Annotated in this window: 26 protein-coding genes; 8 read left to right on the forward strand and 18 right to left on the reverse strand. The window is 64.8% G+C overall.

Annotated elements, in window-relative coordinates:
- The 6 genes from cysD to MET49242_RS13330 are packed head-to-tail and all read right to left on the reverse strand — an operon-like array spanning window position 1 to window position 4,572.
- On the reverse strand, window positions 1-918 hold the full coding sequence (cysD, locus tag MET49242_RS13305) for a sulfate adenylyltransferase subunit CysD (RefSeq protein ID WP_036283502.1): 918 nt from the start codon (window positions 916-918) through the stop codon (window positions 1-3).
- On the reverse strand, window positions 918-1,676 hold the full coding sequence (locus tag MET49242_RS13310; protein ID WP_036283504.1) for a phosphoadenylyl-sulfate reductase: 759 nt from the start codon (window positions 1,674-1,676) through the stop codon (window positions 918-920). Before MET49242_RS13310 ends, cysD begins: the two co-directional genes overlap by 1 nt.
- Complete coding sequence (locus MET49242_RS13315; protein WP_036283506.1) at window positions 1,673-2,179, reverse strand: DUF934 domain-containing protein; 507 nt, start codon at window positions 2,177-2,179, stop codon at window positions 1,673-1,675. The genes MET49242_RS13310 and MET49242_RS13315 overlap by 4 nt, the downstream gene beginning before the upstream one ends.
- A complete protein-coding gene (locus tag MET49242_RS13320; RefSeq protein ID WP_036283510.1) occupies window positions 2,163-3,887 on the reverse strand; it encodes a nitrite/sulfite reductase in 1,725 nt (574 codons plus the stop codon). Before MET49242_RS13320 ends, MET49242_RS13315 begins: the two co-directional genes overlap by 17 nt.
- A complete protein-coding gene (locus MET49242_RS13325; RefSeq protein ID WP_036283513.1) occupies window positions 3,884-4,201 on the reverse strand; it encodes a DUF2849 domain-containing protein in 318 nt (105 codons plus the stop codon). The genes MET49242_RS13320 and MET49242_RS13325 overlap by 4 nt, the downstream gene beginning before the upstream one ends.
- On the reverse strand, window positions 4,201-4,572 hold the full coding sequence (locus tag MET49242_RS13330; RefSeq protein ID WP_051134194.1) for a 2Fe-2S iron-sulfur cluster-binding protein: 372 nt from the start codon (window positions 4,570-4,572) through the stop codon (window positions 4,201-4,203). The genes MET49242_RS13325 and MET49242_RS13330 overlap by 1 nt, the downstream gene beginning before the upstream one ends.
- A gap of 278 nt (window positions 4,573-4,850) precedes the next feature.
- Between MET49242_RS13330 and MET49242_RS13335 the strand changes: the two genes are divergently transcribed.
- From MET49242_RS13335 to MET49242_RS13345, 3 genes are read left to right on the forward strand one after another with little or no spacing between them, the layout of a single operon-like run.
- Window positions 4,851-5,702 carry a hypothetical protein gene (locus tag MET49242_RS13335; RefSeq protein ID WP_192815602.1) on the forward strand — a complete coding sequence of 284 codons (852 nt, stop codon included), beginning with the start codon at window positions 4,851-4,853 and terminating at the stop codon, window positions 5,700-5,702.
- A gap of 39 nt (window positions 5,703-5,741) precedes the next feature.
- Complete coding sequence (locus MET49242_RS13340; RefSeq protein WP_036283515.1) at window positions 5,742-6,455, forward strand: hypothetical protein; 714 nt, start codon at window positions 5,742-5,744, stop codon at window positions 6,453-6,455.
- Window positions 6,456-6,464: 9 nt separating this feature from the next.
- Entirely contained in the window at window positions 6,465-7,514 is a 1,050-nt protein-coding gene (locus tag MET49242_RS13345; protein ID WP_036283516.1) for an aldo/keto reductase, read from the forward strand.
- Between the two features lie 3 nt (window positions 7,515-7,517).
- On the opposite strand, the gene MET49242_RS13350 is transcribed toward MET49242_RS13345, so the two are convergent.
- Window positions 7,518-8,153 carry a YqgE/AlgH family protein gene (locus MET49242_RS13350; protein WP_051134522.1) on the reverse strand — a complete coding sequence of 212 codons (636 nt, stop codon included), beginning with the start codon at window positions 8,151-8,153 and terminating at the stop codon, window positions 7,518-7,520.
- Window positions 8,154-8,262: 109 nt separating this feature from the next.
- Between MET49242_RS13350 and MET49242_RS13355 the strand changes: the two genes are divergently transcribed.
- Window positions 8,263-9,063 carry a protein-disulfide reductase DsbD domain-containing protein gene (locus tag MET49242_RS13355; RefSeq protein WP_036283523.1) on the forward strand — a complete coding sequence of 267 codons (801 nt, stop codon included), beginning with the start codon at window positions 8,263-8,265 and terminating at the stop codon, window positions 9,061-9,063.
- Window positions 9,064-9,067: 4 nt separating this feature from the next.
- On the opposite strand, the gene MET49242_RS13360 is transcribed toward MET49242_RS13355, so the two are convergent.
- From MET49242_RS13360 to MET49242_RS13390, 7 genes are read right to left on the reverse strand one after another with little or no spacing between them, the layout of a single operon-like run.
- Window positions 9,068-10,366 (reverse strand): glycosyltransferase family 2 protein, encoded by a 1,299-nt coding sequence (locus MET49242_RS13360; RefSeq protein ID WP_036288061.1) that lies wholly within the window; start codon window positions 10,364-10,366, stop codon window positions 9,068-9,070.
- Window positions 10,367-10,373: 7 nt separating this feature from the next.
- Window positions 10,374-11,513, reverse strand: coding sequence for a glycosyltransferase (locus MET49242_RS13365; protein ID WP_144259621.1), 1,140 nt, complete (start codon window positions 11,511-11,513; stop codon window positions 10,374-10,376).
- 17 nt (window positions 11,514-11,530) lie between these two features.
- Window positions 11,531-12,322, reverse strand: coding sequence for an SDR family oxidoreductase (locus MET49242_RS13370; protein WP_036283527.1), 792 nt, complete (start codon window positions 12,320-12,322; stop codon window positions 11,531-11,533).
- Window positions 12,319-12,726, reverse strand: a complete 408-nt coding sequence (locus MET49242_RS13375; RefSeq protein WP_036283529.1) for a MaoC family dehydratase — start codon at window positions 12,724-12,726, stop codon at window positions 12,319-12,321. The genes MET49242_RS13370 and MET49242_RS13375 overlap by 4 nt, the downstream gene beginning before the upstream one ends.
- Complete coding sequence (locus MET49242_RS13380) at window positions 12,723-13,121, reverse strand: hypothetical protein (RefSeq protein WP_036283532.1); 399 nt, start codon at window positions 13,119-13,121, stop codon at window positions 12,723-12,725. Before MET49242_RS13380 ends, MET49242_RS13375 begins: the two co-directional genes overlap by 4 nt.
- Window positions 13,111-14,343, reverse strand: a complete 1,233-nt coding sequence (locus MET49242_RS13385; RefSeq protein ID WP_036283536.1) for a beta-ketoacyl synthase — start codon at window positions 14,341-14,343, stop codon at window positions 13,111-13,113. The genes MET49242_RS13380 and MET49242_RS13385 overlap by 11 nt, the downstream gene beginning before the upstream one ends.
- Window positions 14,344-14,619, reverse strand: coding sequence for an acyl carrier protein (locus MET49242_RS13390; RefSeq protein WP_051134195.1), 276 nt, complete (start codon window positions 14,617-14,619; stop codon window positions 14,344-14,346).
- 283 nt (window positions 14,620-14,902) lie between these two features.
- On the opposite strand from MET49242_RS13390, the gene MET49242_RS13395 reads away from it, so the two are divergent.
- Window positions 14,903-16,768 (forward strand): methylmalonyl-CoA mutase family protein, encoded by a 1,866-nt coding sequence (locus tag MET49242_RS13395; RefSeq protein ID WP_036283538.1) that lies wholly within the window; start codon window positions 14,903-14,905, stop codon window positions 16,766-16,768.
- Window positions 16,765-17,163 carry a hypothetical protein gene (locus MET49242_RS13400; RefSeq protein ID WP_036283541.1) on the forward strand — a complete coding sequence of 133 codons (399 nt, stop codon included), beginning with the start codon at window positions 16,765-16,767 and terminating at the stop codon, window positions 17,161-17,163. The genes MET49242_RS13395 and MET49242_RS13400 overlap by 4 nt, the downstream gene beginning before the upstream one ends.
- Window positions 17,164-17,199: 36 nt before the next feature.
- Here MET49242_RS13400 and MET49242_RS13405 read toward each other — a convergent pair whose 3' ends face one another.
- The 4 genes from MET49242_RS13405 to MET49242_RS13420 all read right to left on the reverse strand — a co-directional run bounded on the left by MET49242_RS13405 (window position 17,200) and on the right by MET49242_RS13420 (window position 20,690).
- A complete protein-coding gene (locus MET49242_RS13405) occupies window positions 17,200-18,510 on the reverse strand; it encodes a murein L,D-transpeptidase (RefSeq protein WP_371212528.1) in 1,311 nt (436 codons plus the stop codon).
- Between the two features lie 219 nt (window positions 18,511-18,729).
- Window positions 18,730-19,293: a LemA family protein gene (locus MET49242_RS13410; protein WP_036283543.1), complete on the reverse strand. Its 564-nt coding sequence runs from the start codon at window positions 19,291-19,293 to the stop codon at window positions 18,730-18,732.
- Window positions 19,294-19,404: 111 nt separating this feature from the next.
- Complete coding sequence (locus tag MET49242_RS13415) at window positions 19,405-20,142, reverse strand: arginyltransferase (protein ID WP_036283545.1); 738 nt, start codon at window positions 20,140-20,142, stop codon at window positions 19,405-19,407.
- 65 nt (window positions 20,143-20,207) lie between these two features.
- Entirely contained in the window at window positions 20,208-20,690 is a 483-nt protein-coding gene (locus tag MET49242_RS13420; protein ID WP_036283547.1) for an RDD family protein, read from the reverse strand.
- 175 nt (window positions 20,691-20,865) lie between these two features.
- On the opposite strand from MET49242_RS13420, the gene MET49242_RS13425 reads away from it, so the two are divergent.
- Together MET49242_RS13425 and MET49242_RS13430 are read left to right on the forward strand one after the other, a co-directional pair.
- Window positions 20,866-22,089, forward strand: a complete 1,224-nt coding sequence (locus MET49242_RS13425; RefSeq protein WP_084679089.1) for a histidine decarboxylase — start codon at window positions 20,866-20,868, stop codon at window positions 22,087-22,089.
- 143 nt (window positions 22,090-22,232) lie between these two features.
- Window positions 22,233-24,848, forward strand: a complete 2,616-nt coding sequence (locus MET49242_RS13430; RefSeq protein ID WP_036283550.1) for a DUF2235 domain-containing protein — start codon at window positions 22,233-22,235, stop codon at window positions 24,846-24,848.
- The last annotated feature ends 31 nt before the right edge of the window (window positions 24,849-24,879 follow it).

The following is a 24,879-nucleotide window of genomic DNA, read 5'->3' on the forward strand; positions in this document are numbered from 1 at the left end:
TCAGAAATAACCTTCCTGCTTCTTCTGCTCCATGGAGCTGGAGCCGTCGTGATCGATCAGGCGGCCTTGCCGCTCGGAGGAGCGGCTTTCCCGCATTTCCGTAATGATCTCTTCGAGAGTGGCGGCGTTGCTTTCGATGCCGCCGGTCAGCGGATAACAGCCGAGCGTCCGGAAGCGCACCATCTTGCGCTCGATGACTTCACCCGGCTCGAGCTTCATGCGCTCGTCGTCGACCATGATCAGCGTGCCGCTGCGGCGCACGACCGGGCGCTCCTTGGCGAAATAGAGCGGCACGACCGGAATGTTCTCGCGCGCGATGTAGTCCCAGATGTCCGCTTCCGTCCAGTTGGACATGGGGAAGATGCGCAGGCTTTCGCCCGGCGCCTTGCGCGTATTGTAGAGCCGCCAGAATTCGGGCCGTTGATTCTTCGGGTCCCACCGATGCTGCGCGGTGCGAAACGACAGCACGCGCTCCTTGGCGCGGGACTTCTCCTCGTCGCGCCGCGCGCCGCCGAAAGCCGCGTCGAATTTATATTTGTCGAGCGCCTGTTTCAGCGCTTCGGTCTTCATGATCTCGGTATGGAGCTTCGAGCCGTGCGTGAAGGGGCCGACGCCCATCTCGATGCCCTTGGGATTGATGTATTCGATGAGCTCGAGTCCCCACTGTTTCGCGATATTGTCGCGAAACTCGATCATCTCCCGAAACTTCCACGTCGTGTTGATGTGCATCAACGGGAAGGGCGGCTTCGATGGGTAGAAGGCCTTCATGGCGACATGCAGCATCGCCATGGAGTCCTTGCCGATCGAAAAGAGCATCACCGGCCGCTCGCATTCGGCGACGGCCTCGCGCATGATGTGAATGCTCTCGGCCTCCAGCCTGTCGAGATGGCCGAGAGAGCGGGTGGCGATGGCTGTCATCAAAACGTCTCCTCGGCCTTTTGCGGCGCCGGGCCGCGGCGCAGAACGCCATCCTCGCCGACATGCAGGCCGCATTCTTTCTTGTCGTCCGCCTCCCACCACCAGCGGCCGGCGCGCTCGCTCTCGCCGGGCTGCACAGGGCGCGTGCAGGGCGCGCAGCCGATGGAGAGAAATCCCCTGGCGTGAAGTTCGTTGATCGGGACGGAGAATTCCTCCACTGCGGCGACGACGTCCTCGCGCCGGTAGTCGGCGAGCGGATTGATCTTCAAAACCTTGTGGCCGGCGTCGAAAGCGACGAGCGGCGCATCGGCGCGCGCGTCGGACTGGTCGGCGCGCAGGCCCGTCACCCAGGCGGAGACGCCGGCGAGAAGGCGCGACAGCGGCTCCACCTTGCGCACATGGCAGCAGGCCTTGCGCGCTTCGACGGATTTGTAGAAGCCGTTGATCCCCTGCTCCTCGATCAGCGCTTCGAGCGGTTCGGCCTTGGGATAAACGGCGCGAATGCGGCGGGCGTAACGCGCTTCGGTCTGTTCCCAGAGCTCGTAGGTCTCGGGAAAAAGCCGGCCCGTGTCGATCGTCACGACGTCGATGTCGAGCCCCTGCGTGAAGATCGAATGGGTGATGAACTGATCCTCAATGCCGAAGCTCGTCGTAAAGACGATGCGCCCGGGAATGAACTCCCGCGCCAGCAGCAGACGGTGATGAAGATCGAGCGGCGCGAGACGCGGCTCGAGAATTTCAGCGATGGAAGCAGTCATTTCGCCGCCGCCTTCCGACGAGCTTCGAGAATGGAGCCCGGCGCGACATAGCCGCGCTGATAGCTGCGCGCATGGGCGGCGCGGGCCGCGGCCCACTGCGATTCATCCTGACGCTCGGCGAGATCGTCGGGGATTTCGACCGTGTCGAAACCGCAGCCGAGCGCATGGGCGTATTGGTCCGCGAGCAGACGCCCGCTCGCGCGCAATTCGCCCTTGAAGCCGGCGCGGCGGATGAGACGCGCAAGCGAGAAGCCGCGACCGTCCGCAAAGGCGGGAAAAACGATGGAGACGAGGCCGAGGCGCGGCAAGGCGCTCGCCAGCGCGGAAGGCTCCGTCGTGTTCGGCACGATGACGCCGAGGCTCGCGCCGGGCGCGAGCGCTTCGAGCGAATGTTCGAGGCGCGGCAGCGAAACGATGATCCTGCCGTCCTTCGGCAAGGCCTCTTCGTCGGCGAGCCGGCGCCAGCCGTCCTCGATGAAGCGGCCGTCAGATATCAGCGCCATCTTCGCCCTCCCGCCGCACGGCGCTCTTGAATCGCGCATGGCCGACGCGCCGCCATGTTTCGATGAATGTCTCGCTTTCGCGTCGCTCGGCGAGATAGAAGTCGACGATATGCTCGATCACGTCGGGAACCTGGTCCGCCGTCACGCCCGGGCCGAGAATTTCCCCGATCGACGCCGAGAGCGTCGGATCGCCGCCGAGCGTGATCTGATAGGATTCCTGCCCCTTCTTTTCGAGGCCGAGAATGCCGATCGCGCCGACATGGTGATGGCCGCAGGCGTTGATGCAGCCCGAAATCTTGACGCCCAGCTTGCCGATGCGGCGCTGACGCGACAGGTCGGAGAAGCGCTTCGAGATCGCCTGCGCGACAGGGATCGATCGCGCAGTCGCCAGCGAACAGTAATCGAGACCCGGGCAGGAGATGATGTCGGAGACGAGGCCGGCGTTCGCCGTCGCCAGTCCCGCCTCGTCCAGCATGCGCCAGAGCGCGAACAGATCGTCCTGCTTCACATGCGGCAGGATGATGTTTTGCTCGTGGGAGACGCGCAATTCGCCGAAGCCGAAGCGCTCGCTCGCCTCCGCCAGCACGCGCATCTGCTGCGAGGTCGCGTCGCCCGGAATGCCGCCGATGGGCTTCAGCGACACGGTGACGATGGCGTAGCCCGGAACCTTGTGGGGCGCGACATTCACATCGACGAAATTGCCGAAGGCCGGCGTCTCGATCCGCGCAGCGCGCAGCGCCTGCGACTCGGCGGGCAGCGCTTCATAGGGCGGCGGCGCGAAATAGGCCGCGATCCGCGCGAACTCGGCGGGATCGTAGGAGAAGACCGAGCGATCCATCGAGCCGAACTCCGCCTCGACGGCGGCGCGGACCTCGTCGATCCCCTTCTCGTGAACGAGGATCTTGATGCGCGCCTTGTATTTGTTGTCGCGTCGGCCGAAGCGGTTGTAGACGCGCATGATCGCTTCGAGATAGGCGAGCAGATCGGCGCGCGGAACGTAATCGCGGATCACCTTGCCCACGAAAGGCGAGCGCCCGAGGCCGCCGCCGACCACGACCCGATAGCCGATCTCGCCGGCGCCGTTCTTCACGATCGCGAGGCCAATGTCATGCACCATGATCGCGGCGCGATCATGCCCGGCGCCCGTCACCGCAATCTTGAACTTTCGCGGCAGGAAGGAGAATTCGGGATGCGCGCTCGACCACTGGCGAAGGAACTCCGCCGTCGGGCGCGGATCCTCGATTTCGTCCGGCGCGACGCCGGCGAAATGATCCGAGGTGACGTTGCGGATGCAATTGCCCGAGGTCTGGATGGCGTGCATCTCGACCTCGGCGAGCGCCTGCAGAATGTCGGGCGTGTCGACGAGCTTGGGCCAGTTGTACTGCAGGTTCTGGCGCGTGGTGAAATGGCCATAGCCGCGATCGTATTTGTCGGCGATGTCGGCGAGCCGGCGCATCTGCCGCGCGGTGAGCGTGCCATAGGGGATGGCCACGCGCAGCATATAGGCGTGGAGCTGCAGATAGAGCCCGTTCATCAGACGAAACGGACGGAATTCGTCCTCCGTCAGGGCGCCGGAGAGACGGCGGCGCACCTGCTCCCGGAACTCCGCGACGCGTTCGCGCACGAAGGCGGCGTCGAATTCGTCGTAGCGATAGGTCGTGGTGGGCGCGTTGGGACGCGTCAGCGCCTGCGGATCATGGGCGGTCATCTGGCGCCTCCTGCGGCCTGCTTGCCGAGATCGAGACGCACGCTCGGTCCCTTGATCCGCATTTTCTCGCGGTAATGGAGCGGCGTCGGAACGCCGTCCGCGCCGATTTCGACATCGGCGAGATAGACGTCGACGACGTGATTGGCGGCGATCTCGGCCTTGCCGAATTGTTCGAGCGCGGCGGCCTCGTCCTTGTCGCGGGCGACGCGGGCCCTGGCGTGGTTGCGCTCCCAGCCGTTGGCCCCGAGAAACAGCACCTCGCCGTCCGCGAGATCGGAGGCAAGGAGGATTTGCGGATTTTTCAACGTGGACATCACGTCTCCTGCGCGATCTTCAGCGAGAGGCCGCTCATTTCGTCCGACCAGATGATCTGGCAGCAGAGGCGCGAGTTTTCGTAAAGCATCGGCAATTCGTCGAGCTTTTCCAGTTCGTCCTCGCGCGGCGGCGGAACCCGCTTCGCCGACTCCGCGTCTAGCACGACATGGCACTCCGCGCAGGCGAGGGCGCCGCCGCAGGTGTTCTCCATGCCCAGACCATAGTCGCGCAGGATTTCCATCAGCCGCCAGCCCTCGACGGCCTCGAGCTCATGGATCACGCCATTACGGTCCTCGACGCGCAGAACCGGCGTCTCGGGCCGCGGCTGCGGGTTGGGCGGGTCCGCGACAATATCCACTGCAGTGCTCATACGCTTGCTTTGCTCACGGCGGATGGACGCTCCTTCGGCGCGCCCGGCGTTCGGTATTTCGAACGTTTAATACTCTAAATCGGCCCGATGTCAATTCACTTAAAAATGAGGCGCAATAAAAATATATTACATCAAAAATACGTTGATTTTGCCCGCCGTCATGCGCATGGCGCAGGAATCAACTAGTGAGGGCATGACAAGCGACCGCAAACTATGCTTGGTAAGAATCTCGCAAGGATTCGAGGCGGCGCACGTTATAGAGTGCTATAGGAGACCGCATGGTAAAGAGACCGCTCAAACCCACCAAGGAAATCTCGCCTCCGAAAAAGGAGACGGAATCGCGTCGCGACATTCGCGAAACCGCGGCGTCGCAGCAATCTTCAGGAGCCTTGATGAAACCGACCGTCATCGTCGTCGGCGCCGACAAGGGTGGCGTCGGCAAGACGACCATTGCGCGCGCCGTCCTCGATTTTCTCGCCCTCAACAGCATCCACGCGCGCGCGTTCGACACCGAGACGCCCCGCGGCACGCTTCATCGCTTCCATCCCGAGGAGACGATGATCGTCGATCTGACCTCGACCTCGGATCAGATGAAGATCATCGATACGCTGAACACGTCGCAGGCCAAGGTGAGCGTCATCGACGTGCGGGCCGGCGGCCTAAGCCCCGCTCTCGAGGCGCTGGACGAGATCGGCTTCTTCGACGCGGTCAAGGCCGGCGAATTCCGCTTCATCCTGCTTCACGTCATCGGCCCGTCCATCGCCTCGCTCGACGAGATCGCCGAGATCGCGCCCTATATGGCCGACGCGAATTATTTCATGGTCAAGAACCACGTCAACGACACCACATTCTTCGAATGGGACCCGCAGACGCACGCCAAATATTTCGAGGAAGTGCAGACGACCGGGGAGATCACCATCCCCAAGCTGGGCGAACTCGCCTATGAGCAGGTCGAACTCGCGGGCACGCCCTACTCCACCTTCATCGCCAACCAGACGGCGGAAGGCGAGCAGGCGGACCACTCCTTCGTTCTGCGCGGCTACGTCCGCACATGGCTCGCGCGCGTCGCCGACGAATTCGAGCGGGTCGGGCTGCTCGACCTGATAAACAGCGGGGGCAAGGGGCGTTAAGGCGGCGGCGGCGTCGCCTGTCGCATCCGCGAGGATCAAATGAGACGCCGCACCCTCGTCTTCTTCGTCTGTTCGCCACACTCCCGCACCGGCGTCACGACGACGGCGCGGCTTCTCACCGACTACTATCTCTCGCGCGGCGTCGGCGTGGAGGGGTTCGACACCGACTCACGCGAGCCCTGCTACGCCATGTATTTCCCGACGCTCTCGCAGGTCGTGGACATCGACGAAATCAGGGGTCAGATATCGCTCTTCGACCGGCTCCTCGTTCCCGACGAGACGCCCAAGATCGTCGACGTCTGGGTTCGCTCCTACGACCGCCTGTTCTCGACGATCGCCGAGATCGGCTTCTTCGAGGAGGCGCGACGGCTGGGAATCACGCCGATCCTGCTCTTTCAGGCCGACTCCACTGAGTCGGCCGCCCGCAACGCCCTTCTGCTGAACACGACATGGCCCGAGCTGTGGATGACCGTCGTCCACAATGAGGGCGCCGCGCCGCTCGGCGCCGAAGCGATGGAAATCCTCTCGCGCTACCCGGCGCGGGGGAAATTCGTGATCCCGCGGCTCGAAGCCCCGATCGCGCGGACGCTCGACGATTTCCAACTGTCGCTGTCGGAATTTCTGGCGGAGCCCCCGCTCGACATGTCGATCGTGGTGCGCGCCGCGCTGAAGGCGTGGCTCGCGCCGATCTTCACCCAGTTTCAGAGTTTCGAACTCAGGCTCGAACTTCAATCGAGCCAGTTCCTCCGTTAGGGGAGCGACATGGAATACCGCCGTCTCGGAACGACCGACCTTCCCGTCTCCGCCATTTGCCTCGGCTCCATGACCTGGGGCCAGCAGAATACGGAAAGCGAAGGCCATGCGCAGCTCGATTACGCGATCGCGCGCGGCGTCAATTTCATCGACACGGCGGAAATATATTCGATCCCGCCGCGCCGCGAGACGCAGGGCTCGACCGAGCGCATCATCGGAAGCTGGCTCGCCGCGCGAAAGAACCGCGACAGGGTGATCATCGCGACGAAAGTCGCCGGTCGCGGCGACGCCGACTGGCTGCGCGAAGGCGGCGCGGGCACGGTCCTCGACGCGAAGAACATACAATACGCGATCGAGGGGTCGCTGAAGCGGCTGCAGACGAATTATGTCGACTTGTATCAGCTGCACTGGCCGGACCGTTCGCTCCCGCTGTGGGGCGCGGGCGGCACGACCTACCGCCGCCCGAGCAAGCGCGCGGAAGTTCCGATCGAGGAAACGCTGGAAGCGCTCGCCGGGCTGGTGAAGGCCGGCAAGGTTCGCCACATCGGCCTTTCCAACGAGACGCCCTGGGGCGTCGCGCGTTTCCTGCGCGCCGCCGAACTCGGGCGCGGCCCGCGCGTCGTCTCGATCCAGAACGCCTACAACCTCATCAATCGCACCTTCGAGATGGGCCTTGCGGAATACGCCGAGCGCGACGCCGTCGGCCTTCTCGCCTATTCGCCTCTGGCGCAGGGCTATCTCACGGGCAAATATCAGGGCGGCGCGCGGCCGCCCGGCGCGCGCACCACGCTCTTCGAGCGGGCGCAGCGTTATGAAAAGCCGGGAGTGGAGGCGGCGATCGACGCCTATCTTGCGCTGGCGCGCGACATCGGCGTCGATCCGGCGCAACTCGCCATCGCCTATGTAACCTCGCGGCCCTTCGTGACGTCGAACATCATCGGCGCGACGACGATGGCGCAGCTGAAGACGGACCTCGATTCGGTGGAGGTGAAGATCACGCCGGAAATCGAGCGGCGGATCGACCAGATCCACCAGCTGCACAGCAATCCTGCGCCGTAACCGTTACGCGTGCCCCGCGCTCGACGAAAGCCGCTCCAGATCGATCCCGATGGAGCGCAGCGCGCGCCTGTATTTGCTGTCGAGGTCGCGATCGAAGAGCAGCTCCGGATCGGCCGGGCAATGAAGCCAGCCATTGTGCTGGATTTCGTCCTCGAGCTGCCCGGCGTCCCATCCGGCATAGCCGAGCGCCAGCAGCGCGTGGTGCGGCCCCTCGCCAGCAGCGATCGCCCGCAGAATGTCGATCGTCGCGGTGAGCGACACGCCGTCGTCGATCGGCAGGGTCGAATTGTCGAGGAAGAAATCCGGCGAATGCAGCACGAAGCCGCGGTCGGTCTGCACCGGGCCGCCGGACAGCACCTGAATCTCTTCGGCGCGGCGCGGCAGGCTGATGCGCTCCTGCGGGGCGATCACCTGCAGCTGCACGAGGAGATCGGGGAAGTTCTTCACCCGCGCCGGCTGGTTGACGACGATGCCCATGGCCCCGTCTTCCGAATGGGCGCAGAGATAGATCACCGACCGCGCGAAACGCGGATCCGCCATGCCGGGCATGGCGACGAGGAGTTGCCCGTCGAGATAGCGGCGTTCTCCGCCGCGCGGGCCGCCGCCCACCGGTCGATCCAAATCTTGCTTCCTGCCCATTGCGCTCATAATTTCATGCTACGCTTGCCGCGCTTCCTTCACAAGCGGCGATAATGCGGCGGGCGCGATAACCGCCCCGAAAACAACGCCCGAGACGAAGCAGGAGCCGATGAAGCGCGCCTTCCCCACATATATAGCGGTTTTTCTGGCGACGACCGTGCTGACGCCCGCTGGCGCCGCCGAGGCGGATTTCGCCTCGCCCCCGTCGAAGGGCGCCGTCTCCGCCGCGCGACTCCTCGCGGCCGGGCCGGCGCAGGGCGGCGTCTATCGCGCCGGCGTCGAGATCGACCTCAATCCCGCGACCATCACCTATTGGCGCCAGCCCGGCGAAGCCGGCTCGCCTCCGGTCTTCGATTTCTCCAGATCCGTCAATGTGGCGAGGGTCGAAACCTCCTTCCCGGCCCCGAAACACATCGACGAGGCCGGAACAATCGTCGCGGGCTATGACGGGAAAGTGGTTTTTCCGCTGAAAGTGACGCCGCAGGACCCCAAGGCGCCGGTCACCCTCAATCTGACGCTGGATTACGCCGCCTGCGGCAAGATCTGCCTGCCGGCGAAGGCGGAGCTGTCGCTGGCTTTGCCCCGCGCGGGCGCCTCGCCCTTCGCGGCCGAGATCGCGGCGGCCGAGAAGCGCGTCCCGCAGAAGGTCGGCGCGGCGGAAGCGAAGAAGCGGCTGGCGCTGCGCAAGGAGGACGCGCAGGATTCGTGGCGTCTGAGCTACAAGGGCCCCGGCAAGGCGGAAGACGTCTTCCCCGAGGTGGCCGAGCCGCTCTTCATCGAGAGCAAGCGCGACGGGGCCGATTTTACGCTGACGCTCTTCTCGACCGGGCCGAAACCCAAGGGCGCCGACGCGACGATCACGGTCGTCACCGACAAGGAGGCTTTCGAGGCGCCGGCGCGCCTCGAATAGGGTTTTACTCCGCCTCGACATCCACGGGCGCGGGCCCGGTCTCGCGGTCGAGCTTGGGCGTGCGCTTGAAGGTCGATTTGCGGCCGCGCAGCGTCTGCAGGATTTTCGCGCCATTGGCGAAGGCGAGATAGATGAAGAGCGGCGGCACCGACCCGACGGTTTTGGCGTAATCCGCCACCGTGCCGCGCTTGAGCGCGAGATAGGGCGGCAGCGTCATGCCGAGGGCGACCATCAGCGTCATCACGACGACGAGCTCTAGTATGCCGTAGTAGGGCGCGAGCGAACCGTGAAGGATCGCGCCGATCACGAAGGCGATCAGGCCGATCGCGGCGGCCGGGAAAAAGATCTGATGGGCGATGAGCGAAATCGCCAGCACGCGCTTGGACAGGCTCCAGGGCGATCGCCAGATCGGAACGATGGTCTTCTGCGCGACCTGCACGAAACCGTTGGACCAGCGCCGCTGCTGGCGGCGGAAGTCGCGGATGCCCTCCGGCACCTGGCCGGGAATCGGCGGCTCCGAAACGAAGAGGCCGTGCCAGCCCTTGAGTTCGGCGCGCACGGTGAGATCGAGGTCTTCGCATAGCGAATAATCCGACCAGCCGCCCGCGTCCTCGATCGTCGCGCGACGCCAGATCCCGCCCGTGCCATTGAACTGGAAGAGCCAGCCGGCGTGAGCGCGCGAGCGCTGCTCGATCATGTAATGCCCGTCCTGCACCAAGCCCTGCGCACGGGTGAGCCAGTTGGTTTCGTAATTCTGGAATTCGCAGCGCGACTGCACGAAGCCCGCGCGGTCGTCGGTGAGAAAGAGCGGCACGGTGCGCCTGAGCCAGTTCGGCGGCGGACGGAAGTCCGCGTCCAGCATGGCGATGAAGGGCTCGTCCGTCAGCGTGAGGCCATGGGCGCAGGCGCCGGCCTTGAAGCCGGAGCGATCCGCCCGGCGGACATGGTCGATCACCGTTCCGCCCGCGCGCAACTCCTCCGCCACGGCCGCGGCGCGCGCGCTCGTCTCGTCAGTGGAATCGTCGAGGAGCTGAATGCGGAGCTTGTCCTTCGGCCAGTCGAGCTGCGCGACGCAGCGCAGCGACTGCTCGGTGACGAGCGGCTCGTTGAACACGGGGATCTGCAGCAGCACATGCGGCAGATCGGCGTCGGCGCGCGCCGGCGCTTCGGGATCGCGCACGCCGCGCAGCTGATCATAGAGAAAGCGGCCGATCACGACGAGATAGCCGAGACCGATCGCAACGAGGATCAGGGCGCAGGCATACGCGACCGCGTCGACCAGAAATTGGAGGAGTCCGAGCAGCAAAAGGCTATCCTTCTTCGTGCGGGGTCGGCGCCGGCTGCGCAGCCGCGCGCGCGTGGACCGTATCCTTCGCCCAGACCACCCGGTCGGTCATCCAGGCGTTCACCCAGACCGCAAGCATCATCGCCTCGCGTATAATGAAAACCGCGGGCGCCGCGTAAGATAACTGCCATCCTTTTGCCATGGAAAGCAATGTCTCCAAAGCAAACCACACCGCAAATGTGACGAGCGCCCCCGAAATCGGGCTCAAATCGACCATCGGCGCGGCGACGGCGCCCGCCGCAACCGCTGGAAGAGCTTGGCAGATCGGCTCCGCGAGGAAGGAAATCAGCTCGTCGTTGCGGCGTATGACGCTCCAGCGCAATTGACGGTTGTAGACATCGCCGAATTCGCGCGCGCCAAGCTCCTGCCGCACCGGCCGATGTGAAAAAACGGGTTTCTGACCGATTCGCCGCATGGCCTTGGCGAGGGCGTTGTCCTCGCCGACGGTGTGCGAAATGGCGCCGAAGCCGCCGGCCCGAAGGAAGTCCGAGCGGCGAAAGAGCATGATCTTGCCGACGCCGTGCCCCTGCCCGAGACAGGAGGCGAGGAACAGCATGCGCGCATGCGGCCCGTTGATGATCGCCGCCTCGACATGGGCGGCGAAATTGTCGAGCCGCGCGCAATAGGGAATGGCGCAGACGAGGCCCACATCGTCATTGAGCTGTTTGAGATGCTCCGCGAGCGCGTCCGGCTCCAGCAGGACATTGGCGTCCTTCATGAAGATGACGTCGTTTTCGGCCTGCATGAAAGGCGCATACAGATTGTCCACCTTCGGGCTCGCCGCGAATTTCGCGGTCGAGCGAAGGATGCGGGCGGGAACGTCCGGATGGCGGGCGAAGATCTCCCGCATCTTCGCGACGGCGGGCAAGGCGAGATCGGCGGCCGCGACCGTCACTTTGAAATCCGGATAGTCCTGCGCCAGCGCCGATTCCTGCGTGCGCTCGAACTCCTCCTCCAGCAGTTTCACCGGCAGCACGATCGAGACCGGCGGCTGGTCGCGCCGCCTCGCGCGCCGCGCCGCGAGCCAGGGCTGCGCGATCGTGGCGACGACGGAAATGACCAGAAGCGCGATCGCGACCACCCAATAGACGGCTGCAAACCACATGAGGGCGAGACCCGCCGTCACGACGGTTCGCGCTCGCTGGTTTCGGGCACCTCGACATGGAAGCGCCGCATGACGCTGTCGACCAGACCCGACGGCAAAAGGGTGAAGAAGCGCATTGCGAAATACATGTATCGCGGAAAGGCGATGACGTTCTTTCTTCGCTCCAGTCCGCGCTTGATGATTTGCGCCGCCTTCTCGTCCGAGATCGCGCCCGGCTGCCAGGACTTGGTGCGCGCCGACATGGGCGTCTCGACGAAGCCCGGAACAATCAGACTGACCCGGACGCCGTGCGGCGCCAGCCGTCCGCGCAGGCAGTCGGCCCACATGTGAACGCTGGCCTTGGCCGCGCAATAGGAGGGCGAATAGGGAAGGCTGCGCACGCCCGCCATGGAGCCGACGATGACGATCTGCCCCCGCCCGCGGTCGCACATGGCCTCGATCGCGGGCTCGACCGTGTTGAAGACGCCCGCCACATTGATCGCCAGCATGGCCCGCACGGCTTCCGGCGTCTCCAGAACCTGCCCGGGCGAGAGCCCGGTGGCCACGCCCGCGTTGGCGAAGAGCACGTCAATCGGCCGCGCCGCATGGGCGGCCTGCACGAGCCTCGCCATGGCTTCACGGTCGCGCACGTCGGCGACGCGCGTCTCGACATCCGAGGCGCCCGCCGCGCGGCAGGCCTCCGCCGCGGCCTCGAGCCGCGTCCTGTCGCGCCCGAGGAGGCAGAGGCTCGCGCCATCCCTGGCGTATGCGAGCGCCAGCGCGCGGCCGATGCCGCTCGAGGCGCCGGTGATGAGAAGTCGCAGGGTCATGCTCCGGAAGTCGCGGGTCGCAGCGTCGCCTCGCCGATGATCCCCGGCGTGCGCGCCGCGCCATGGGCGAAAAGGCGCAGGAAAACCTCCGTCTCCGATGCGCGCAGGACGCGGCCGGAGAGCGTCACTGTCTCGCCACGCAGGATCGGCTGGATGAATTTGCCCGAAAGCCCGACCAGAACGAGGTCGCCGCGCCATTTCTTCAGCATCGGCTCGAAGGCCGCGAGCAGCTTCATTCCATGCACCGGCGGCGCGGCGAGGCCGATCTTCGCCGCGAGCGAATCGTCGAGATGCAGCGGATTGTCGTCGCCCGAGACCGCCGCATAACGCTCGAGCGCCTGCGCGTCGAAGGGGCCGATCACAGTCTCCGGCAGCTTGTCGCCGACCTTGATCGCGACGCTCATGATGCGCTCCCCAGTCCCGCGCGCGGCACGAGGCGCAGCACGGTCTCGATTCGCGCGACGCGCCCGCCGGCCGGCGTCGCGACAGTCGCTTCGAGGACGAGGCGCGGCGGCGTTTCCTCGCGTCGCATCGTCACCGACACATCATAGCTCTCGCCCGCGACGAGCGGCGTCTCATTGTCGAAGCTCTGCGATTCATGGACGGGCACGACGTCCAGCGCCGCGCACAAATCCTTCACCCGGTCGAAAAGCGCGGGATCAGTCAGCCAGAGGGCCGGATAGCAGAGCGGGGGCGCGCCGCTCCCGTCGCCCCCCGTCTCGAGTCCATAGGCGCGCGCCCGCTCGGGGTCGACGCGAAGCCTGAATGGTCCGAGCGTGGTCGGCGCGTCAGGCGGCATGGCGGACGATCAGCACGGCGTTGATGCCGCCGAAGGCGAAAGAATTGGACATGGCCGCGCCGATGCTGTGCGGGCGCGCCACATTGGGCACGGCGTCGATGGGGCATCGGGGATCGTGTTCGAGGAAATTGATCGTCGGCGGGACGGTCTGCTCGCGCAGCGCATGAATCGTGATGGCGAGCTCCAGACCGCCGCTCGCTCCGAGCGCATGGCCGTGGATGGGTTTCGTCGAGGAAACGGGAACCTCTCGCCCGTAGTCGCCGAAGACGCGCAGGATCGCTTCCGACTCCGTGATGTCGTTGGCGTGCGTCGCCGTGCCGTGGGCGTTGATGTAGTGAATGTCCCGCGCCGCGAGACCGGCGTCCGCCAGCGCGGCGGAGATGCAGCTCGAGGCCCCGTCGAGATCCGGCCGCACGGGATCCTTGGCGTCGCTCGTCGTGCCGTAGCCGGCGAGTTCGCAGAGCGGCTCATGGCCGCGCGCGCGCGCCGACTCCGCCGTCTCCAGCACGAACACGGCCGCGCCCTCGCCGAGCGACATGCCGTTGCGCCCCTTCGAGAAAGGCCGGCAGAGATTGGGGGTCATCACCCGGAGGCCCTCCCAGGCGCGGATGGTGGCGTTGATGACACACGCCTCCGCGCCGCCCACGATCGCCTTGTCGACCATGCCGGAGCGGATCATCTGCATGCCGAGGCCCACCGACTGGCTCGCCGACGAGCAGGCGCTTCCGATGGCGAAGGTGGGGCCGAGCGCCTTGAAGCGCGCGCCGATCGTTGTCGGCATGGCGCTCGGGATCAGCTTGGGCACGCTCAGCGTCTCGGGACGCGTATGTTCAACATAATATTTGTAGATGCCGTCCTCGATGGTCGTCATGCCGCCGATGCCGGTGCCCAGAATCACGGCGGTGCGCGGCCCCGCAATGTCCATGCGGCCGAAGCCCGCCTGCGCCATCGCCTCGTCGGCTGCGACGACGGCGAATTGCGTGAAGGGATCGCAAAAGGGCAGAACTTCCGGCTCGATATATTCGGCCGGGTCGAATTCCGGCACCTGCGCCGCGATCTTGATCCGCCCGTCATAAGGCCGCTCGGTCTTCAGCTCGCGAACCTGGCTGACGCCGTCGCGGGCAGCCTCCCACAGCTTGCGCGCGCCGACGCCGGAGGCGCAGACCGCGCCCATGCCGGAGATGACGACGCGGCGTCCTCCGTCCGCCCGCGAATCCGCCATTTACTGGTTCTCACGCTCTTTCTGGATGTGCTCGGCGATGGCGCTGATCAGGCTCTCCACCGTCTTCGCCTCCTGCAGCGACCCGTCCATGGGGATGTAGACGTTGAATTTTTCCTCCAGCGCCGTGAGGATCATGACGATGTCGACCGATTTCAGGTCGAGGCTCTCGATTGTCGCGTCGGGCGTGACCTTGGTGCGGTCCACCATGCCCTCGGAAGCGATCACTTCGATGATTTCTTCCTTGAGCCTGGCGATGTCTTGCGGATTATCTGTCACGAATCCCTCCGTTAGGGGTCTGGCCGTCTGAAAAGGCGACGGCGGCCGCGCGGCGCATTGACGCAGGGCGTCGGGATCTGGCCCGGATGGGCGGCGACCCGCGCGGCGACTGGCGCGGTCGAGCCCCGCAGGCCGGCGCTTCCCCCGCCCTGCGGGCGGCCTCGACTTGGTTACGGGTTTTGAACGGGAAAATAAAGCCCGACGGCTTTCTGCCGATTAGCAGTGGCCAAAAGCCGGCGCTTCGTGGCAAAAGGCGCGCAAAACATGAGGGGTCGAGACCAAAATGACTGCGCATGAGACAGCGATCGCCGGAGTTTTTCCACAGCCGACCGAAGAACAATGGCGCAAACTCGTCGACAAGGCGCTGAAAGGCGCGTCCTTCGACACGCTCGTCTCGAAGACCTATGGCGGCGTCGCTCTCGCCCCGCTCTACCCCCGCGCGGCCGCCGCCGGCCCGCGCGCTCTGCGCCGCACCCCCGGCCGCTGGTCGATCCTCGGCCGCGTCGATCTCGCCGACGCTGACGCCGCCAACCGCTTCGCCATCGAGGACCTCGAAGGCGGCGCCGATGGTCTGCATATCGTCTTCGCGGGCTCTCAGGGCGCCTATGGCGGCGGCCTGACGAGCGACAGCGACGAGACGATCGGGCGTCTCCTCGCCAATGTCCGGCTGGATTACGGCATCCCGGTGCTGGTCGAGGCGTCGCCCCGCGCGCCCGGCGCCGCCGCGGCGATCATCCGCCTCGTCGACAGCCAGCACATCGACCCGTCCATCACCCGGATCTCTCTGGGCTACGACCCGCTCGGCCTGCAAGCGCTGCACGGCTTCGCGCCGGCGCCATGGCCGCAAGAGTCCAAGTCCTTCGCCGCCGCCGCCAAAGCCGCGGCCGCTGCCGGGTTCACGAGCGGCGCCGTCGTCGCCGACGCAAGGGTGATCCACGCCGCCGGCGGCGAGGAGACGCAGGAGCTCGCTTTCGCCCTTTCGGCGGCGGTCGCCTATCTGCGCGCGCTGGCCGACAATGGCCTCGATCTCGAAACCGCCCGCGCGCTCATCGCCTTCCGCCTCGCCGCCGACGCCGACGAATTCCTGGGCGTCGCGAAGTTCCGCGCGATCCGCCGCCTCTGGGCGCGCGTCGAGGAGGCCTGCGGCCTCACGCCGAAACCGGCGCTGATCTTCGCGGAGACCGCCTGGCGCATGATGTCGCGTCGCGACCCGTGGAACAACATTTTGCGCGGAACGCTCGCGACCTTCTCGGCGGCCATCGGCGGCGCCGACACGATCACCGTCCTGCCCTTCACGCAGGCGCTCGGCGCGCCGGACAGCTTCGCCCATCGCCTCGCCCGCGACACGCAGCTGGTCCTTCAGGACGAATCCCATATCGACGTTGTCGACGATCCGACGAGCGGCGCCGGCGGTTTTGAGACGCTGACGCAGGAGCTTTGCGAGCGCGCATGGGCCGCGTTCCAGCAGATCGAGGCCGAGGGTGGATTGCCCGCCTCGCTGGAGAAGGGAACCTTCCAGGGCCGCGTGGCGGAGACCGCCGGCGAGCGAGCGAAAAAGGTCGCGCGCGCCCGTGAGAAGATCATCGGAGCCAATGAGTTCCCGGATATCCACGAAAAGGCGCTCGATGTGCTGGCGCCCTTCGACGCCTCACGCCAGAACGCCGAGGCGCCGGCCGGCGCGCCGAAGACGGCGGCGCTCGCGCCCCGCCGCCTCTCCGAGCCTTTCGAGCGGCTGCGCGACGCGTCCGACGCCCATGCCGCAAAAACAGGCGCCCGCCCGCGCGTCTTCCTCGCCAATCTCGGCTCGGTCGCGGCTTTCACCGCGCGCGCCAATTTCGCCAAGAACTTCTTCGAGGCGGGCGGCGTCGAAGCGGTCTTCGGCCCGGAAACCGATTCGAGCGCGGAGATCGCCAGGGCTTTTCGCGATTCTGGCGCGAAACTCGCTTGCCTGTGTTCGTCGGACCGGATTTACGGCGATATGGCGGAGGCGGTCGCTATCGCTCTCAAGGGCGCGGGCGCTAAGCTCTATCTCGCCGGCCGGCCGGGGGAACTGGAAGACCGGCTGCGCCGCTCGGGCGTCGGCGAATTCATCTATGTGGGCTGCGACATGCACGACGTGCTGCAGCGCGCCCTCGAGGAGGCCAAATGAGGTTCTGGCTTTTGACGCTGGCGGCTTCTCTCGCCGCCAGCGGGGCCCTCGCCAAGCCGCGCAAGCCGAAACATGAAGGGGCCGAAGCGGCTGTCGCTTCCCCGGGCGACCCGAACGGCGTCTGGACGATCGAAGCGTCGACGAGCGTCGGGAATTGCCCGGCGTTGATCCCGACCGGTCTTCAGATTTCCGGGAACAGGATTGTTTCGGCGGCCGGCGCTGAAGTCTCGACCTGGGGCTATGTCGACGGCGAGGGCAACATCGTCGCGCGCTTCACGGGGAGCGGGGACCGCGTCGCGCGCTTCCATGGTCAGCTGCGCGGGGGCAAGGGCTCGGGGGCCTGGTCGTCCTCTACCGACATGTGCGGCGGCGCGTGGCGGGCGTCGCGCGGCTGAAGCGCGCGGCGATCCCGGCCAACCGCGAATCGGCGGTCAGTTCTCTTCGTCTTCACGCGGCAGCAGAGGCTCGCTGCGCACCTGCCTCGGCGCAGCGGCCTGCTGCGCGGCTGGCGGCGGGGTCATTTCCGCCGCGCGGGAGACGCCGAGCCCGTCGCGCTGATAGATATCGTCGCGGAATTGCGTAACGCCGTCCGGCGCGCCCCAGGCGGTGACGTAAACCCAATAGACCGGCACCGGCGGGGTGATCTTCACATCGACGCGCTCGCCCGAGGCGATCACCTGATCGATATGGTCGCGGTCCCAGCCGGGGGTCTCGCGCAGCAGGAACGCCACATAGTCGCGCACGTTCTGCAGACGGATGCAGCCCGAGGAGACGAAGCGGAAGTCGTCGCCGAAGACGCCCTTGGCCGGCGTGTCGTGCATGTAGACGCCGTAAGGATTCGCGATGTCGATGCGCACCACGCCCAGCGAGTTGAAGTCTCCGCCGATGTCCTGGCGGAACTTGTAATTGAGCGCGTCGAGCGAACGCCAGTTGATCTGCTCGGGCTGCAGCTCCTGGCCTTCCTTGTTGTAGACGCGGATGTGGTTGTCGTGCAGGTAGTTCGGATCCGCCTGCATCTTCGGGATCAGATCCTTGCGGATGACCGAGGCCGGAACGGTCCAGAACGGATTGAAGTTGACCTGGATCGCCTTGGTCTGCATCACCGGGGACTGTCGGTCGATCTTGCCGACGCCGGCGATGTGATGGGTCACGACCTGACCGTTCTCCACGGTCTCGACGGTGGCCGCCGGTATGTTCGCCGTGACATATCGGTTGCCCAGATCGCGCGAGAAGCTGCGCAGCCGCACGAGATTGGTCTCGAGCTGGCGCAGGCGCGTTTCCGCCGGCACATTCAGCGCCGCGAAAGTCTGCTGGTTGACGACGCCGGTTTCGATGATGCCGTGGCGGGCCTGAAAACGGCGCACCGCCGCTTCGACATAGGAATCGAAAATCGGGCTCGTGCCGGTCTCGTGACCGATGTCGCCGGAGACGATCAGGCGTTTGCGCAACGTCGAAACGGCGGGGCTGCTGACGCCGAGCCGCAGCTGATGGCCCGCGGGCACCTGCGGCCAGCCGCCATTGGCGACGATCTCGCGGAATTGTTCGATCGCGGCCTCCGTCGCCGCGACGGTCTGTGTGGACAGGATCGGCGTCGTCGAGCGGGAAACGGTCAGACGCGCGTCGGCGTCGTAGCGCTGCGCCCATTCCGCCTGCCCGTCATAGTCGGAGCCGGCGAAAGCCGGCGCGCCGGCCGCCAATGAAAGGCCGAGAGAAAGCTGGAAAATCGCTAGTTTGCGCACCAATCGCTCCAGTCGCAGTCGAGTCGCCGGCGATGTCGCGGCGGGAAAACGGAAAGCGGCGCCGGCCCACGGCCGCGCCGGCTTTCAATTCACTTGAGCATCTTTAAAGTTAACAAGGCGCGAATAGTCCGGCGATTTTGTGTCTGTACTCGCCGGTTTCCGTCCGAGCCGGCGCCCGAAGACGCTCGAAACCGGGTCAAAGACCGATATTTTGCTGTCTCTTCAAGCCTTTAGCGCCACCGGTTCATCGACCGGCGAAAGCTCGACGCCAACGTCGTAGAAGGAGCGGCGGGCGAGGTGCAGCCGCCCGGCGAGGAGGCCGGTCGGGAACTGTCGCAGCACGAGATTATAGTCCTTTACCGCCAGATTCAGGCGCCGGCGCGCCGCGGCCAGCTCGGACTCGGCGTGGGCGATCCGCCTGCAGAACGCGTCGAACTCGCGGGAGTTTTGCAATATCGGAGAAGACTCAGCGATGATCAGCAGTCGGCGCACGCCTTCGCCCAGCGTCGTCTCCGCGAGAATCTGGGCTTGCGGCGTCGTTGCGCGCAGCGCGGCGGCCCGGGCCTTCAAGACGAAATCGAATGTGTCGCGCTCATCCTGCGTGAAGGCGCGCACGGCGTTGAAGAGGTCCGGCAGAAGCGCGTGACGCGCCCTGAACTGGCTGTCGATGTCGGCCGCCGCCTGATCGCAAAGCGCTTCGAGCGCCCTGAGACGGCGGTAGGCGACCAGCGCAAAGCCTGCGGCGCCGGCAAGGCCCGCAAGTGTGATCCAGGACAAAAACGCCATGAGCGGGCCCCCTCCCCCAGCCGCAGTCTCCTGCCTGGATTTCTAGAGAGCGCAATCAAAAGATAGCGTTAGGAAACGCAGTTAGCGATTGGTAAACACGTCTTTCGCGCTCTACCCCGCCCGCGTCCACCCGTCCATGCCGAGCCGCTCCTGGGGCAGGAAGCGCGCCTTGTAGGCCATCTTGCGAGAACCCTCGACCCAATAGCCGAGATAGAGGTGCGGGAGGCCCGCGGCCCGCGCCCGCGCGATGTGGTCGATGATCATGAAGGAGCCGAGCGAGCGTTCTTCGAAATCGGGCTCGTAGAACGAGTAGACCATGGACAGGCCGTCGCCGAGCCGATCGGTGAGGCAGCAGGCGACCAGCCGGTCAGCGTCGCCGCCGGGCGCGTCGTGCGCGAGGCGATACTCGATCAGCCGCGTGTCCACATGGCTGTCCTCGACCATCATCTGGTAATCGACCATGCTCATGTCCGCCATGCCGCCGTCCGAGTGGCGCGCGCCGACATAGCGCCGGAAGAGCGCGTATTGCTCGGGCGTCGCGCGCGCCGGCCGGCCCTCGCCGACGACGTCCATGTTGCGGCGCATGATCCGCCGATGGCCGCGCGAGGGGATGAATTCGTCGATCTTCACGCGCACGGACACGCAGGCGCGGCAATTCTCGCAGGCCGGGCGATAGGCGATGGTCTGTGACCGGCGAAAGCCGGATTGCGTAAGCGTATCGTTGAGCCCCGGAGCCCGCAGGCCGATGAGGTGGGTGAACACCTTTCGCTCGGCGCGGCCCGGCAGGTAAGGGCACGGCGCCGGCGAGGTGAGATAGAACTGGGGCGCGTCGCGAGGTTCCTTCGTCACGCTCGTCTCGATGATTGCTCGTCATTCAGCATAGGGCGGGAGAGCCTGCCGCGCCAATGCGTAAATTACGCAGAACGCCTCAATACGATGACGTCGGCAAGCATATCGTGCAGGCACCGCTTGTCTCTCGCGACCAGCGAGACGAGGAACAGAGGCGGCAGCAGCCATGTGACATAGAACAGCACGGCGTGCACCGCCGCCTGCAGGAAGGGGACGGGCTCGCCCTGCATGGTTCGCATCTCGAGGTCCATGAAGGCCATGCCGGGAGTCGCCATGCGCCATCCCGAAACGGTCAGGCCGTTGTAGAAGAAAGCCACGACTGGAAAGAGCGGCGGCAGCAGAAAGGCCGACATTCCGGCGCTGAGGACGAAGAGCGCCACGAACAGCGCCGCCGACAGCCCCGACACCAGAATGAAGTCGAGGCAAACCGCGAAGATTCGGCGCGTTCGCACGCCCTCGAGCGCCTGCGGCGGAATATAGGGCGCGGCCGACGCTTCCCGCTCCGGGGCGCCTGTCGTGTAATCCTTGCGGAAATCGCCGTCGCTCATCGTCTCATCGCTCCTCGCGCCCGGTGGGCTTCGCGAAATGTCGGACGAAAGCGCCGCGCTTTCAAGGTGAGGCTCATGCGCGCCGGTCGCAATTTCATTCGCCGCCCTTATTTATAACCGGTAGAGCGGCGCCGGTCGGCGGACGGTCGGCGCGCCTGCGGTCAGGAGCCGACATATGCGGAACAGGGTGCGCGCGGCGGAAACCGGAATTGAAGAAAACGTCCCGCGACGCGGGGCCGGCGCGCTCGACGCCGCGAGCGCCGCCCGCCTCGACCGGCTGCATGACGAGCTTCAGGCCCGCGCCGCGACCATGATCGGCTATCCGACGAACTTCTGCTTCGACTATCCCGAGCTCGAACGCTTCCACGCCTTTTCGCTCAACAACGTCGGCGACCCGTTCGACGACAATCTCTACGGGCTCAATACGCATGAATTCGAGCGCGAGGTGATCGAGTTCTTCGCGCAGCTCTACCACATCCAGAAGCCCAATTACTGGGGTTACGTCACGAATGGCGGGACGGAGGGCAACATGTACGGCCTCTATCTCGCACGCGAGATTTGCCCCAATGGCGTCGTCTATTTTTCCGAGGACACGCATTACAGCGTCATGAAGATCGTGCATGTGCTCAACATGAAGCACATCGTGCTGCGGTCGCAGGAGAACGGCGAGATGCGCTACGACGATCTTTCGGACATGCTGCGCTTCAACCGCGACAAGCCGGCGATCCTGCTCGCCAACATCGGCACGACGATGAAGGGCGCCATCGACGACCTTGGCAGAATCCGCGCCGCGCTTCACGACAACGCGATCCACCACCATTACATTCATTGCGACGCCGCGCTGGCGGGCATGACGCTCCCCTTCATGAAGGACGCGCCGGCTTTCGACTTTGCGGCCGGAGCGGATTCGATCGCCGTGTCGGGCCATAAATTCATCGGAATGCCGACGCCTTCCGGCGTCGTCGTCGCGAGGCGCAACAATGTCGAGCGCGTGAAGTCGGCGATCGAATATATCGGCGCCTCTGACACGACAATTTCCGGCTCGCGCAACGGCCTGTCGACGCTGATGCTGTGGCGCGCGATACATGCGCTTGGCCGCAAGGGATTCGAGGCGCGCGTCAGGGCCTGCCTGGACCAGACGCAATATGCGCTCGCGCGGCTCGCCGGCGTCGGCTGGCCGGCTTGGGCCAATCGATGCTCCAATATCGTCGTGCTGAAACGCCCGCCGCAAGAAATCGTTCGCAAGTGGCAGCTCGCCGTCAAGGATGAGCTCGCCCACATAATCCTGATGCCGCATGTCGGCCCCGCCCAGATCGACGCCTTCGTCGATGACCTGAGCCGCGTCGCGCCGGCGCACGAACCACGCCGCGGACCGCAGGGGCGACGCCGGACGGCGTGAGGATCGAGAGGAAAAATTCGAACGATCGAAGGACCGCCTGAACGCAGCTTCACACTTGTGTCGCTGTGACAAAAAACAGTTGCAGTTCGTTCTCGAATGCGTAAATCTGCTTTCATTGTCGCAACAATTTTTTAGAGACCGCCATGTTCAAGACAATCCTTCTCTTTTCCGATGGAACCGGAAACAGCGCATCCTCGCCTTTCAAGACGAATGTTTTTCGTGTCTATGACTCGCTGGACATGTCGCCCGAGAAAGGCCAGATCGCCTATTACGACGATGGCGTCGGGTCCTCTTCGCACAAAATTCTCGCCGCGATTGGCGGCGCCTTTGGCGTGGGCCTGAAAAGAAACGTCCTCGATCTCTATAAATTTCTGACACGCCATTACGGCGATGCGCGTTCTGCGGGAGTGACGCCGACGATTGCCTGCTTCGGCTTCAGTCGTGGCGCCTTCACCATCCGCGTGCTTGTCGGACTCGTCCATTCACAGGGGCTTCCAATCCACGCCAAAAGCGAAGCGGAGCTGGATCGACTGGCCCGGCGCGCCTACAACGCCTATCGCAAGGAGAATTTCCGCACCGCCCTCAGAATTGAAACACCGCTTCGGGTGATACGCGACAAGATATACGATATTTTGGACCGCCGAAGATATGGCGCGACATACCAGGAAACAAAACGAGAGAATAATATAAAAATCGATTTTCTGGGGTTATGGGACACCGTGGGCGCTTACGGTATGCCGGTAGACGAATTGCGCATCGCAATCGACAGACTCATTTTTCCGATGACTTTCAGCAATTTCGATATTGCGCCGAATGTTGCTTGCGTCCGCCACGCACTCTCCATCGATGATGAAAGAAAGTCTTTCAGGCCAGTCCTCTTCGACGACGCCGTGGATCGCAGCAATTCCCGCCGCGCGCGGGAGGCGTGCGTCTCGAAGTTCCTGTCGGAAAACGGCGGCCAGGAGAGCGCCGAAGCGAGAGCAAGGGCGGAGGACGAGGCATGGAGAACCGTCACCGAGCGATCTGTTCAATTATGGTTCCCCGGAGTGCACGCAAACGTCGGCGGCGGATACCCCAACGACACGATGTCCTTGTTGCCGTTGAAATGGATCATGCTCGAAGCGGGACAACATGGCGTTTGCTTCCGGCAACCGGTCATCGATGAAATCAACGCCAAATCGACCGCCTTTGGCCAGATCTACGACTCACGCGCGGGCGTGGGCGTGCTCTATCGGTACAAGCCGCGCGATATCAACGAATTCATGCGCGAAAGCCGCAAGCGCGTCACCGAGGCGCTCAAAGCGGGCAAGGATGACGCGCTTCGTCCCGATGAAGTCGATTATCTGCCGCTCGTCCATGAAAGCGCGATCTTCCGCATGGCGGTCGATTTCGACGGTTATGCGCCGATCGCGCTGCCGGAGGAGTGCGGCGTCGTCTCGGAACGAGGACGCATTCAGAAACTGGCGGATTATATCAATTCCGCGAAAGACCGCGCCGGCCGGTTCGCCCGCTCCGAATATGCCGACATAGAGGGGCGAATGGCGGCGATGGCGGCGGCAGTCGGCAGGCTGAAAACGCCGTCGCGCGACCAGTTGGAATGGATTGACTCTGCCGTGTGGTGGCGCGGAGTGTATTATGTTTGCACGGTCGTTTCGCTCTCCGTCCTGCTGACATTGCCTTTCGCCAAATTGTTCTCGGGGCTTGATTTGACCGCGGGAATCAGGGCCAGGCTCGCCGAAACGATCGGCGCGTATATTTCGCCGACGATAACTTCTGCAATCGATCGATATGTTGGCGACGCCGTCTCCCTGCTGAGCGGCGTGGTCGACTGGATCATGGACACAGCGGCAAAATTCGCCCCGCCTTTTTCGGAATACTGGCTCGACGCGTTTCGCGCGCATCCGGTCGTGTTCGCCGGATGCATGCTGATCGGTCTCCTGTCATGGCGCAAAGGGGCCACGCTTAAGGGCGAGATTGCCGACAGATCACGTATCGCGTGGGGAATGATGGAGAGCCCCCAACTGCCCGGAACGCCCCTGCTGGAGCGCATTTCGAATTTACTCCGGAAATTTCCGGCGGTTCGCGCGATCAAGACCACGGTGTATCCGGCCCTCCCTTATGCCGTCGTGTTGGTGGGTGTGCTCCTGGCTGTTGTGATGGTCGACCATATGGTGTTTTTGGGCGAGTCATATTTCGGCGCCGTGTGTGAAGGCTCGGTCGACGCCAAGCGTCTTTCCACACCGACACAATTCGACTTTCCGATCGACGCCCCCTGCCATCGAAGCGCGCTGCTGCTGGAGAAGGGGCGAAGCTATGTGGCGCGCTTCGAGCTTTTGCAGCCCTGGACAGACGACTCTCACCCGGCGACTTCCGCCGGCCTGGACTTTTCGAATCTCGACGGCTCGGAAAAAATGAAATATCTCGCCGGGATCTTCTTTCGGCGAGAATGGTTGCAACCCTGGCTCAAAGCCATGATCCGGGTTGGCGAGAAGGGGGACGCGGAATTCGCTGTCGATGCGGACGCGTCTTCGACGGACGGCGCAGCAAAGCAGGAACTCTCCATAAAGTTCAAGGCGCCAAATGACGGCGAACTCTTCGTCTTCGTGAACGACGCCTACACCGGCTTTCTCCCCATCGCCTGGCTTACCGGGAAATATTCCTCTAATTCCGACAGCTCCTGGCGACATAGCTATGGCGACAACAAAGGCGCCGCTCGTGTCACGGTGACGGCGCTCGGGCCGGAGGAAAGCGGGGATTAGTCCCTGTTACCGCCTTGACGACGCCGTAAAA

The sequence above is a fragment of the Methylocystis sp. ATCC 49242 genome, from assembly GCF_000188155.2.
Taxonomy (GTDB): domain Bacteria; phylum Pseudomonadota; class Alphaproteobacteria; order Rhizobiales; family Beijerinckiaceae; genus Methylocystis.